Here is a 12481-nt window from a genome sequence, read left to right as displayed (position 1 = left end):
ATGGCCTTATTAGACTTCTTTCTGTCCCGCAAAAAACAGACAGCCAATATAGCCAAGGAACGGCTGCAGATTATCGTCGCAGAGCGTCGTCGCGGGGACAGTGAGCCCCCGTATCTGCCTGATCTGAAACGCGATATTCTGGCGGTTATTTGCAAATACATTCAGATCGATCCTGAAATGCTGCACGTGCAGTTCGAGCAGAAAGGGGACGATATTTCGGTACTTGAACTTAACGTGACATTACCGGAATCGGAAGAAGCAGCTAAATGATTGCGACGCATTAATTACCCCCTGTATATTTTATGCAGGGGGTAACTGTATGTGCATCCAGTTATTAAGCTTTATCGGCAGCAAAAAAGCGATTTTTCCCTTTGGGACTATTCCCAATTAACTTTGCCGCCGCCTCGTTTAAAGTAAATTCTGGCCAGATTTACATTCAACGCATTATTTCCTGCCTATATTCACCCGAGCAGAGTTTCCCTACCCTGCCCTAGTGATAATCAGCGATTAATAATCTTTCAGGATGTCCTGCAGCGGTGCCATTAATAGATCGCCGCGCCAGCCGCTGATTAATTCAGGGCGACTTTCGCCGTCTTTCAGTTGCCAATGCCAGTTCAGCAATTGGTTAATTTGGCGACGGGATGCCAGCAGTTCGCTGCTCAACCCGCTTTGCTCGCTGACGGTAGCGATCGCCGCCTTGATGTCTTTGAACACCTTCTTGTAGCCCGGCTGATCGATCAGGTTTGCCAACGGCGCCGGCAGCTCGGATTCGTCCAGCGCTTCGGCCTCCGCCACCAGCGCCAGCAGCGTTTTACCGTGATAACGGATCTCCGGCCCGCTCAGGCCCAGCGAATCCAGTTCTCCCAGCGAAGACGGCATATAGCGCGCCACCTGCCACAGGTTTTCCTCACGCACCACGAAGTTCACCGCCAGATCGCGCTCGCGCGCCTGGCGCAGCCGCCATTCTGCCAACTTCTGCAAACAACCGAGCTGACGCGGGCGCAGCTGCCAGGCATTGCTGATTTCGCGATAGGCCAATTCCGGCGCCAGCGCCTCGCTGCGGCGCTGGCACAGCAGCAGGCACTCGTTGTTAGCCGCCGCGGTCCAACCGGCCTCTTCGGTCTCCTGCACCAGCTGTTTGGCCATCGGCAGCAGATAGAACACGTCGGCGGCTGCGTACACGCACTGCCTTTCGGTCAACGGACGCGCCAGCCAGTCGGTGCGCGACTCGCTCTTGTCCAGCTCAACCTTCATATACTCCGCCACCAGCGTCGCGAAACCGCAGGAGAGCGGCCGGCCGGTAAACGCCGCCAGGATCTGGGTATCGACCATTGGCGTCGGCAGCGTTTTAAAGGCGTTGAGAAACACTTCAAGATCTTCACTGCCGGCATGCAGGAACTTCACCACGGCGGTATCGGCCAGCAGGTCGACAAACGGCTGCCATTGCTTGATCGGCAGAGGATCGATAAGGGAGAGTTGTTCACCGTCGTAGAGCTGGATCAGGCCCAGCTGCGGATAGTAGGTGCGCGTTCTGACAAACTCGGTGTCCAGCGCAATCTGGGCATGCTTTCTCGCCTGCTCGCAGACCTGCTGCAATCCGGCATCGGTAGTGATCAACTGATAATTCAAAACATCATTCTCTTGTAGGATTCAAACACAACAACGCCGGCATTCACCGGCGTTGTCGATAGTCAGGCGCAAGAGCGAAACCTAGGCGGCATCGGCCGGTTTCGGCGTTTTTAGCTCATCGCGCAGTTCTCGCCGCAAAATCTTGCCGACGTTCGACTTCGGCAATTCATCGCGGAACTCAACAATTTTAGGCACTTTATACCCGGTCAGGTGCCGACGGCAATGGGTCAACAGCTCTTCCTTGGTCAGCGAGGCGTCTTTCTTCACCACGCAGATCTTCACCGTCTCGCCGGAGACCTCGCTGGGTACCCCGATCGCCGCACATTCCAGCACCTTCGGATGCTGGCTGACCACGTCCTCGATCTCGTTCGGGTAAACGTTGAAACCAGAGACCAGGATCATGTCTTTCTTACGGTCGACGATGCGCACAAACCCCTGCTCGTCCACGGTCACCACATCACCGGTCGCCAACCAGCCATCTTTCAGCACTTCGTCGGTAGCTTCCGGGCGTTGCCAATAGCCTAACATAACTTGCGGGCCTTTGACCCACAGTTCGCCCGGTTCTCCCGGCGGCACATCCTGGCCATTGTCGTCCAACAGCCGAATATCCGTCGACGGCACCGGCAAACCGATGCTGCCGCTGTAGTGTTTCAGATCGTAAGGGTTGCCGGCCACCAGCGGCGCGCACTCCGTCAGGCCATAGCCTTCCAGCAGGTGTTTGCCGGTGGTTTTCTCCCACTTCTCGGCCACCGCTTTTTGCACCGACATGCCGCCGCCGACCGAGAAACGCAGCGTGGAGAAGTCGAGTTTGTGGAACTCTTCGTTGTTCAGCAACGCGTTGAACAAGGTATTCACCCCGCTCATGGCGGTGAACGGGTATTTGCCCAGCTCCTTCACCAGCCCCGGAATATCGCGCGGGTTGGTGATCAGCAAATTGCGCCCGCCCAGATCGATAAACAGCAGGCAGTTCACCGTCAGCGCGAAAATGTGGTACAGCGGCAACGCCGTCACCACCAGTTCCTGCCCTTCACGGAACAGCGGCGAGTAGGCGGCTTTGGCCTGTTCGAGGTTGGCCTGCATGTTGCGGTGCGTCAGCATCGCGCCTTTCGCTACGCCGGTGGTGCCGCCGGTGTATTGCAGGAAGGCCAAATCGGTATTAATGATGTCCGGCTTTATATATTGCAGACGGCGTCCGCGCTGCAGCGCGCTGCGGAATGAAATGGCGTCCGGCAGGTTATATTTAGGCACCAGGCGCTTGATGTACTTGACCACAAAGTTGACCAGCGTGCCTTTGGCGGCCGAAAGCTGATCGCCCATGCGCGTGAGGATCACGTGCTTGACCTGAGTGTTGAACACCACTTTTTCCAACGTATGGGCAAAGTTGGAGACGATGACGATGGCGCTGGCGCCGCTGTCGTTCAACTGGTGTTCCAGCTCGCGCGGGGTATACAGCGGGTTGACGTTAACCACCACCATACCGGCGCGCAGAATGCCGAACAGGGCGATGGGGTATTGCAACAGGTTAGGCATCATCAGCGCGACGCGGTCGCCCTTCTTCAGGCCCAGTTCATTTTGCAGGTAAGCCGCGAAAGCCCGGCTGCGCTCTTCCAGTTTGCGGAAGGTCATCACCTCGCCCATGTTGATAAAGGCGGGCTGATCGGCATAGCGCTGCACGGCATGCTCAAACATTTCGATCAACGACGAATAGCGATCGGCATCAATCTCTGCGGGCACATCTGCCGGATACCGTTTTAACCAGACCTTATCCAAGGTATTACTCCTGAAATCATTACTAATTATCATCGCAGCCTCAAACTCGCAGCCTAACCATAACAATATTTTAACTCAGCAGACCAGTGCAGGTTTTAAACATTATTCAGGTTGCGATGTACGTCACTAATTGTCGGATATTCCTTATCCCAAAAAGCAAAAGGGCGGCCTGAGCCGCCCTGTCAAATGTGTTCACATCAAGCGTATGCTACTCGGTTACGATGGTTTGCACCTGTGCCGGGCCAGGATTGTACCAACCATAGCCTGCGCCCCAACCGGGTCCCCACGGGCCACCGCGCCAGCCCCAGGGGCCCATTGGCGCAGGCGGCATCACCACCTGCTGCACCAGGTGCCAGCGTTTGAAACCGGTCACGTTCATCGTCACGAAGCGATACGGCGTCATACCGATACGCCCCTCTTTCAGGCCGGTAATGGGGCCGACGACGGTCACCAACTGGCCTTTGAAATCAACAGGTTCGAGGAAGCCGTTTACCGTGGCCAGCAAGCGGCCGCGCGACGGTTCACCCAAAATCGGCCGCGCACCGCTGTCGAGCGGCACCGCCGCGATCTCCAGCACCGTGCGCCCTTGCTCGTTGGCGACGTTTACTACGGTGCCGCCGAAGCGGGCTTCCGCGCCGGTAAACAGATTAGGTGCATTTTGTACCGAGGAAAGCTGAGTCACCGGCGAAGGGGTGGAACCTTTGATCGCATCCGGTACGGTGACGCACCCGGACAGAACCAGCGCGCCGCAGGCGACGGCCAGCAGCGACAGCTTTTTACTTGCAGTGCGGATTAACATGGTCGCAATCTCCTGAAATGGCTGTAACTTTGACCGCGTTTCATCGTTCAAGTTGCAGGCTTTCATCGCCCGGCCTCAACAACAGCACAATAGGCCGCGCTTACTCGCGGCCCGGCAGTTTTTTCCAGGTGACTTCATTGCGCAGATAGGTCGGCTCGGCGTTTTCCACCGCCACCGCCAGCCCCTGTTGCCAGGCGTGCAGCGCCAGCGGCAGCATGTCTTGCGCCTGCGGCAACAGCATCTGCCCGTCACGCACGCTCAGCGTAGACCCCTTGACCAGATCGGGATAGGTTTGCCAGCCGGTGCCGACATGGGCCCATTCGCCCTGCAGGCGCTGCGCACGCTCCAGCGCCTGCGCCGGCGACAACACCGCCTCGCCTTCGCTTTCCAACCAGCTACCGTCCGCTTGGCGTTCGAACTGCCCCCAGTAGACTTCGCCCATGCGCGCATCTATCGCCGCCAGCACCCTCTCCGCGCCGCAGACGCGCCAGGCGCCCTGCGCCATGGTTTGCAGCGTGGAAATACCGAGCATCGGCAGATCGGCGCCCAGCGCCAGGCCCTGAGCGATACCAATGCCGATGCGCACCCCGGTAAAGCTGCCGGGGCCGCGGCCAAAGGCCAGCGCATCGAGCTGGTTGAGCGCCAGGCCGGATTCCGCCAGCACCTGCTGCACCATAGGTAAAATACGTTGCGTATGCTCGCGTGGGCACAGCTCAAACAGGGCGTGGATTTCGCCTTGATTCCAGACGGCGACGGAACAGGCTTCCGTCGCGGTATCGATCGCTAAAATTCGCGTGGACATGCCAACCTCTGGCGGGAATAAAACTGGGTTTTTCATACAGGGCGCGCATTGTAGCACAGCCCCGTAAGCCCTTCATCTTTCACGTGGCCGACGTGTCGGCGGCCTGCAGGAAGGCGATCGCCTGCTTCAAATCGCGGGTGCGCGGCGTAGGCGGCAGGCTATTGAGGAACACCTCGCCGTAGGGCCGCATGACCAGACGGTTATCGCAAATCACCAGCACGCCGCGATCGTCGGTGTCGCGGATCAAACGGCCGACGCCCTGTTTCAGGGTGATGACCGCATCCGGCAGCTGCACGTCATTGAACGGATCGCCGCCGCGCAGGCGGCAATCTTCAATGCGCGCCTTCAGCAGCGGATCGTCAGGTGAGGTAAACGGCAGTTTATCGATGATGACGCAGGACAGCGCATCGCCGCGCACGTCCACCCCCTCCCAGAAGCTGCTGGTCGCCACCAGCAGCGCGTTACCGGCGGCGACGAACTGCGCCAGCAGCTGCCCTTTGCTGGTTTCCCCTTGCAACAGCACCGGCAACGTCATCGTGGCGCGGAACTCTTCCGCCAGCTCGCGCATCATCTGGTGCGAGGTGCATAAAAAGAAGCAGCGGCCGTTGTTGGCTTCAATTAATGGCCGCAGCATGCGCGCCAGCTGGCGCGCCCCGCCGCGCTGATTCGGCGACGGCAAAAAGCGCGGCACGCACAGCAGCGCCTGCTTGGCATAGTCGAACGGGCTCGGCAACAGCAGCGTTTTGGCCTTGGTCAGCCCCAGCCGTTCGGTGAAGTGGCCCAACCGATCGTTGACCGACAGCGTGGCCGAGGTAAAGATCCAACTGCCCGGCTTCTCGTCCAGCATTTCGCGGAACCGATCGGCTACCGTCAGCGGCGTCAGCGCCAGCACGAAATGGCGCGAGTTGCATTCATACCAATAGCTGTAGCCAGGCTCCGTCACCGCCTTCAGCCGCTTGAGGCGCGCGCGGTACAGCGTGGCGCGCTCAAAGGCGGCGTCCAGCAGCGCCGAACGCCCCAGCGACAGTTTCATCACGTCATAACACAGCTCCAACGCGTCATCGAGCAGCAACAGAGCGCGCTGCACGTTCGGTTCGCCGAGCACGTCACGCAGATTGCCGCGAAAACCCGGCTCGCCCAGATTCAGACGGAAATCTTGCGTGCTCAGGCTGAGACGGTCGGCGCTTTTTTGCAGTTGAGCGGCGTCGCGCACCTCGGTGCGGTAGGCGATGGTGATGTCCTTCGCCAGATCCAACAGTTGGCGGCTGGTGAGCTGTTGGCCGAAATACTGGCTGGCGATGTCGGGGATTTGGTGCGCTTCGTCGAAAATCATCACCTCGGCTTCCGGGATCAGCTCGGCGAAACCGCCCTCTTTCACCACCATATCCGCCAGGAACAGGTGATGGTTTACCACCACCACATCCGCATCCATCGCGCGGCGGCGTGCCTTGACCACGAAGCAATCCTGATACAGCGGGCAATCGCTGCCCAGGCAGTTGTCATTGGTGCTGGTCACCAATGGCCAGACGAAGCTGTCTTCCGCCACTTCGCTGCAGGTGCTGATGTCGCCCTCTTTGGTCTGCGACGACCACTTGCGCAGCTGCACCAGATCGATCAGCGTCTGCCCCGCCAGCTCGCCGCCAGCCATCGACTGCTGCTCCAACCGCTCGAGACACAGATAATTGGAGCGCCCCTTCAGCAGCGCCAGCTTGCCTTTGTACTTCAACGCCTTGGCGACGGTGGGCAGATCGCGCGCATACAGCTGATCCTGCAACGCTTTCGAACCGGTAGAGATGATCACTTTGCGATCGGCGCGCAGCGCCGGCGCCAGATAAGCGAAGGTTTTGCCGGTGCCGGTGCCGGCTTCCACCACCAGCTCCTGCTTGAAATTGATTGCCTCGGTGACGGCTTGCGCCATCTGCCGCTGCGGCTCACGCGGTTTGAATCCCTTGATAGCCTGCGCCAATGCGCCGTCTGTTGCAAAATCGTCTGTCACGCTGTCTCTCTGCCGGTGTCATTCAGCGGTGATTATGCCAAGCCTGCCGCCCGGCTACCACCCACTTTATCGCCGCGCTTTTTCATTACCGGCTGTGCTACCCTTAGCGGGACTATGATATGGAGATAAGCAAATGAATATCGAAAGAATTGATCCCGATCAGCGCTGGTCCGAAGCCGTGGTGCACAACGAGACCGTTTACTACACCAGCGTGCCGGAGAACCTGGACGACGACGCGACCGCGCAGACCGCCAACGCCCTCGCCGCCATCGACGTGCTGCTGGCGCGCGTAGGTTCGGACAAAAGCCGCATTCTGGACGCCACCATCTTCCTGGCCAACAGCGCCGACTTCGCCGCGATGAACGCTGCCTGGGACGCCTGGGTGGTCGCCGGCAGCGCGCCGGTGCGCTGCACCGTGCAGGCGCAGCTGATGAATCCGAAGTACAAGGTGGAAATCAAAATCATCGCCGCGCTGTAAGCCTGAGCGCAGACGAAAAAAAACCGCAGACGGCAACGCCTGCGGTTTTTTATTGCCCGTTATCAGGACAGTTTAAGGATCACCATCCCCATCAGCAGCAGCGCCAGGCCAATCCAGCCTTTGGCGTTCAACCGCTGGCCGAACATGATCCAGCCTGCGGCGATGGTGGCGGCGATACCGAAACCGCCCCACAGCGCATAAGCGATCGACAGATCGATGCCCTTCACCGCCTGCGCCAGGGCGCTGAACGCGCCGAGCACCGACAGCAGCGACAACAGCCCCAGCCAAATTTTACGGAAGCCGTCCGACATCTTCAGGAAGATGTTGGCGATGATTTCCAGCACGATCGCCAGCCCCAGGAACCCAATGTGGTACAACTCAAACTGTTGCATGGTTGTTACCTCGCGGGCTGACCTGTTTTCGCTCTTTGCGGGTACCGGATTTCACCAGCATGATGCCGGCGATCAGCGTAGCCAGGCCCAGCACCTTCAGCGCCGAGATTGGCTCGTCGAACCACAGCACGCTGAACAGGGTAATGAACAGAATACCGATGCCTTCCCACAGCGCATAGGCCACGCCCAGCGCCACGCGTTTTACCGCTACGGACAGCAACACATAAGACGCGGTGATCATCACGTACATCACGATGTGCCCGATCATGCCGCCATTGACGCTGGCGTATTTCATCGACAAGGTGCCGATGATTTCGGTCATGATGGCCAAACCTAAAAAGATCCAATAAATCATAATTTTTCTCCCAAACGGCGAATAACGCGCGCCAAGGCATATTTATCCCGATTTATCTCGTCAAACGGCGCATTGCGGCGCGCAAGACGCAGAGATCCCTGGGGATAAACTGACCCAAACGCAAAAAAGAATGTTTGCCCGGCTGAACGGTAGAGCGAAGGCGAAAGCCCGCTACCGGCACCGGTTAAGGGAGAAAGACGCTATAGCTCGCTGCACCAGTGATGCTCACTGGCAAGGATCGCAGACAGGAAGAGTTGGCACGTAGAGGTTCTGAGGGTAATTCCGTTAATAGTCATCATAATCGTTCTCTATTATCAGCCGCACACCGTGCGATTTGCCCAATATCCTCATGAAAGTAAAATTTTCGACTGAGATATTTTTACCACAGCCAAAATAAGAAAGCAAACTGCCGTTTTCATAAAAATCGAAAAAAAACGGGTTAAAAATAAGAACGTTAATCACGATAAAAATTAAAAAAGGCTCAACGGAGCGTTGAGCCTTGCGATATTCGCGGGCGCGCAAATAAGCGCCAATCCCAGGCGCGGCGCGGGTTACAACGCGGCCCCGCTGACGGCGCTGCGCGCCAGTTCAGTGATGCGCGCGTAGTCGCCGCTTTCGAGCGCGTCCGCCGGCACCAGCCAGGAACCACCGATGCAAAGTACGCTGTTCAGCGCCAGATAATCGCGGTAGTTGTTCGGCGTAATGCCGCCGGTCGGGCAAAAACGCACCTGCGGGAACGGGCCGCCGATCGCCTGCAGTGCCTTCACGCCGCCGTTGGCTTCCGCCGGGAAGAATTTGAACTCGCGCAGGCCGTGATCCATGCCCTGCATCAGCTCGGAAACGGTGCTGATGCCCGGGATGAGCGGGATTGGCCCCGCCGTCGCCGCCTGCAGCAAGGCTTCGGTCAGCCCCGGGCTGATGGCGAACTGCGCTCCCGCCTCGGTCACCTCCCGCAGCTGCTGCGGATTGATCACCGTACCGGCGCCGATGATGGCCTCCGGCACCTCTTTGGCGATAGCGCGGATCGCCTCCAGCCCGCAGGCGGTGCGCAGCGTCACCTCCAATACCCGCACGCCGCCGGCAACCAGCGCTTTCGCCAGCGGCACCGCCTGCTCCAGCTTGTTGATCACGATAACAGGCACCACCGGCCCTGCCGTCAGGATCTGCTCGGCGCTGGTTTTCCAGTTTTTCATCGTTATTTCTCCATTACTCGCGGTTAACAATGGCACGCCCCTGCCACAGGGCTCCGCGCAAATGCGCGGACGTCCGGCCGTACCGTAAGTGATGTGGCCCACGCGCAGATCGCAGGCAAAAAAAAGCCGGCAGACAGGCTGCCGGCATTGCGCATTACTCGAACTCGTTCCAGGAACGGCCGTCGCGGGTGATCATCGCCACCGAGGCCACCGGCCCCCAGGTGCCCGCCTGATAAGGCTTCGGCGCCTCGTTGTCGGCTTTCCATGCGTCCATGATGGAGTCGACCCACTTCCAGGCCTCTTCCACTTCATCGCGGCGCACAAACAGCGCCTGAATGCCGCGCATGGTCTCCAGCAGCAGGCGCTCGTAGGCGTCCGCCACGTGCTCCTGGTTGAAGGTTTCCGAGAAGCTCAGATCCAGCTTGGTGGTCTGCAGACGGTGCTTGTGATCCAGCCCCGGCACCTTGTTCAGCACCTGAATTTCGATGCCTTCGTCCGGCTGCAGGCGGATGGTCAGCTTGTTCTGCGGCAGCTGTTGGTAAGAGTCGCTGAACAGGTTAAGCGGTGGGTTTTTGAAGTACACCACCACTTCCGAGCATTTGGTCGGCAGACGTTTACCGGTACGCAGGTAGAACGGCACCCCGGCCCACTGCCAGTTGTCGATATCCACGCGGATGGAGACGAAAGTTTCGGTGCTGCTGCTCTTGTTCGCCCCTTCCTCTTCCAGATAACCCGGCACTTTCTTGCCCTGGACGAAACCGGCGGTGTACTGACCGCGCACGGTGGTTTCCCGTACATTGGTCTGATCGATACGGCGCAGCGAACGCAGTACCTTCACCTTCTCGTCGCGGATACGGTCAGTGGTCAGATCCGCCGGCGGCGACATGGCGATCATGGTCAGGATCTGCAGCAGGTGGTTCTGGATCATGTCGCGCATCTGGCCGGCCTGGTCGAAGTAACCCCAACGCCCTTCGATGCCCACCTCTTCCGCCACGGTGATCTGCACCGAATCGATGGTGCGGTTATCCCAGTTGGATGCGAACAGCGAGTTGGCGAAACGCAGCGCCAACAGGTTCAGCACCGTCTCTTTACCGAGATAGTGGTCGATACGGTAAACCTGGGATTCGTTGAAGTACTCCGCCACCTGGTCGTTGATCACGCGGGAAGACGCCAGATCGGTGCCCAGCGGCTTCTCCATCACCACGCGCGCCGGCTCATGGTTCAGTTTGGCTTCGCCCAACCCTTTGCAGATGGCGCCGAAGGTGCTTGGCGGCATGGCGAAGTAGTTGATGGTGGTGCGGTGTTTCTGATCCAGCATTTTACCCAATTTGGTAAAGTTCTTGCTGTCGTTGACGTCCAGATTGCAGAAGTCCAGGCGTGCGCTCAGCGTGGCCCAGAGTTCATCATCCAGTTTTTCCTTCATGAAGGTGCCAAGCGCTTCCTTGACCACTTCGGTATAGGCTTTTTTATCCCACTCCGCGCGGCCGACGCCGATGATCCGCGTTTCCGGGTGGATGTGTCCGGCTTTCTCTAACTGGTACAGGGAAGGCAGCAGCTTACGGCGCGCCAAATCACCTTTCGCGCCGAAAATAACCAGGTCACACGCCTGGGCTGTAGAGGTTACCGCCATGTTCATCTCCTCGTTGCAGGATATTTGTAATTTTCTTACATTACTAATGTACTCTGTTTGACTACGGCCAGCAAACCCAGCGCAGAAGCAGAAAAAAAGACCTCAATATTCCAGTGGAAAGCGCCAATGTGCGCCAGCGCCCCAGTCCCGGGCAAAACTGTAATTTTTCGTCTTTTTTGACGCTCTGTTACCATTATGAAAGTTAGACACAGGTCATATTCTGGTGAAAAAAGCCTGCATACGCCCTGTCGAGACTGCCAACGGTTACCAGCACGTAGTATATTTTCACTAAACCGGCATTGATTTCTCCTTTGTTTGAAATCGTCATACCCTATCGATTCCAGGTTACAGCCGCTCGTTTGGCGTCTGCTTGCACGGCAAACACGGGCGAGATTCGACGCTGTTGCTTGAAAGCCACAGGGATAAAACCATGAGTGACTCTCGTTATATGAATACGCTGGACAAAATCCAGAGCCATCTGGAACTCCTGAGCAAATCTGAAAGGAAAGTCGCCGAGGTGATCCTGGCCTCCCCGCAGACCGCCATTCACTCCAGCATCGCCACGCTGGCGCGCATGGCCGACGTCAGCGAACCCACCGTCAACCGTTTTTGCCGCCGCCTTGATACCAAAGGCTTTCCCGACTTCAAACTGCATCTCGCCCAAAGCCTGGCTAACGGCACGCCCTACGTAAACCGTAATGTCGAGGAAGACGACAGCGTCGATGCCTATACCAGCAAGATCTTCGAATCGGTCATGGCCAGCCTGGATACAGTAAAGGCAAATTTGGATATTGCCGCAATCAATCGTGCGGTTGACCTACTCACCCAGGCAAAAAAGATCTCTTTCTTCGGCCTGGGCGCCTCCGCGGCGGTAGCGCACGATGCGATGAACAAATTTTTCCGCTTCAACATTCCGGTGGTCTACTTCGATGACATCGTCATGCAGCGCATGAGCTGCATGAACTCCGGCGAAGGCGACGTGGTGGTGCTGATCTCACACACCGGCCGCACCAAGAATCTGGTGGAGATGGCCCACCTGGCGCGAGAAAACGACGCCACGGTATTGGCTATCACCTCGCGCGACACCCCGCTCGCCCAGGCAGCGACCCTCGCTCTGCTGCTCGACGTGCCCGAAGACACCGACGTTTACATGCCGATGGTGTCACGGATCGCGCAATTAACGCTCATTGACGTGCTAGCCACCGGATTTACCTTGCGCCGAGGGGCTAAATTCAGAGATAACTTGAAGCGGGTCAAAGAAGCGCTCAAAGAATCGCGCTTTGATAAAGGCGTGGTCATTCCCAACAGTTTTGATTCGTGACCCGACGAAGAAAAAATCGCCGTTCAACAGACATTTGAATGACGGCATCAGAGGCGGTACCCTGTTAACATGCTCATGCGGGTAACCCGGGTGAAATATCAGTGTTGTAAAATTAC

General features: G+C 58.0%; 12 protein-coding genes. 3 read left to right on the top strand and 9 right to left on the bottom strand.

What is annotated here, in order from left to right; translation table 11 throughout:
* Entirely contained in the window at positions 1-270 is a 270-nt protein-coding gene (gene minE / locus ACSBQQ_RS04465; RefSeq protein WP_004932303.1) for a cell division topological specificity factor MinE, read from the top strand.
* Between the two features lie 237 nt (positions 271-507).
* Here the strand turns inward: minE and rnd are convergent, their stop codons facing one another.
* The 5 genes from rnd to ACSBQQ_RS04440 form a co-directional block, all read right to left on the bottom strand.
* On the bottom strand, positions 508-1629 hold the full coding sequence (gene rnd / locus ACSBQQ_RS04460; RefSeq protein ID WP_033634833.1) for a ribonuclease D: 1122 nt from the start codon (positions 1627-1629) through the stop codon (positions 508-510).
* An 81-nt stretch (positions 1630-1710) separates the two neighbouring features.
* On the bottom strand, positions 1711-3399 hold the full coding sequence (gene fadD, locus ACSBQQ_RS04455) for a long-chain-fatty-acid--CoA ligase FadD (RefSeq protein ID WP_033634834.1): 1689 nt from the start codon (positions 3397-3399) through the stop codon (positions 1711-1713).
* Positions 3400-3607: 208 nt separating this feature from the next.
* Positions 3608-4198 carry a Slp family lipoprotein gene (locus ACSBQQ_RS04450; protein ID WP_033638506.1) on the bottom strand — a complete coding sequence of 197 codons (591 nt, stop codon included), beginning with the start codon at positions 4196-4198 and terminating at the stop codon, positions 3608-3610.
* Between the two features lie 100 nt (positions 4199-4298).
* Positions 4299-5000 (bottom strand): tRNA (adenosine(37)-N6)-threonylcarbamoyltransferase complex dimerization subunit type 1 TsaB, encoded by a 702-nt coding sequence (tsaB, locus tag ACSBQQ_RS04445; RefSeq protein WP_033647628.1) that lies wholly within the window; start codon positions 4998-5000, stop codon positions 4299-4301.
* Between the two features lie 79 nt (positions 5001-5079).
* On the bottom strand, positions 5080-6996 hold the full coding sequence (locus ACSBQQ_RS04440; RefSeq protein ID WP_033647629.1) for an ATP-dependent DNA helicase: 1917 nt from the start codon (positions 6994-6996) through the stop codon (positions 5080-5082).
* 133 nt (positions 6997-7129) lie between these two features.
* Between ACSBQQ_RS04440 and ACSBQQ_RS04435 the strand changes: the two genes are divergently transcribed.
* Positions 7130-7474 (top strand): RidA family protein, encoded by a 345-nt coding sequence (locus ACSBQQ_RS04435; RefSeq protein WP_033634838.1) that lies wholly within the window; start codon positions 7130-7132, stop codon positions 7472-7474.
* 62 nt (positions 7475-7536) lie between these two features.
* Here ACSBQQ_RS04435 and mdtI read toward each other — a convergent pair whose 3' ends face one another.
* From mdtI to zwf, 4 genes are all read right to left on the bottom strand, one after another.
* Complete coding sequence (gene mdtI / locus ACSBQQ_RS04430) at positions 7537-7866, bottom strand: multidrug/spermidine efflux SMR transporter subunit MdtI (RefSeq protein WP_033634839.1); 330 nt, start codon at positions 7864-7866, stop codon at positions 7537-7539.
* Positions 7853-8221: a multidrug/spermidine efflux SMR transporter subunit MdtJ gene (gene mdtJ / locus ACSBQQ_RS04425; RefSeq protein WP_033634840.1), complete on the bottom strand. Its 369-nt coding sequence runs from the start codon at positions 8219-8221 to the stop codon at positions 7853-7855. The genes mdtI and mdtJ overlap by 14 nt, the downstream gene beginning before the upstream one ends.
* Positions 8222-8772: 551 nt before the next feature.
* Complete coding sequence (locus ACSBQQ_RS04420) at positions 8773-9414, bottom strand: bifunctional 4-hydroxy-2-oxoglutarate aldolase/2-dehydro-3-deoxy-phosphogluconate aldolase (RefSeq protein WP_033634842.1); 642 nt, start codon at positions 9412-9414, stop codon at positions 8773-8775.
* A gap of 154 nt (positions 9415-9568) precedes the next feature.
* Positions 9569-11044, bottom strand: a complete 1476-nt coding sequence (gene zwf, locus ACSBQQ_RS04415; RefSeq protein ID WP_033634844.1) for a glucose-6-phosphate dehydrogenase — start codon at positions 11042-11044, stop codon at positions 9569-9571.
* Positions 11045-11492: 448 nt separating this feature from the next.
* Here zwf and ACSBQQ_RS04410 point away from each other — a divergent pair, with 448 nt between their 5' ends.
* Complete coding sequence (locus ACSBQQ_RS04410; protein WP_033634845.1) at positions 11493-12365, top strand: MurR/RpiR family transcriptional regulator; 873 nt, start codon at positions 11493-11495, stop codon at positions 12363-12365.
* Positions 12366-12481: the final 116 nt, after the last annotated feature.

The sequence above is a fragment of the Serratia sp. G204Y genome, assembly GCF_051172435.1.
GTDB classification, from domain to species: domain Bacteria; phylum Pseudomonadota; class Gammaproteobacteria; order Enterobacterales; family Enterobacteriaceae; genus Serratia; species Serratia sarumanii.
The sequence above is the reverse complement of the archived record's forward strand: the minus strand, read 5'-3'. Positions and strand labels throughout refer to the sequence as shown.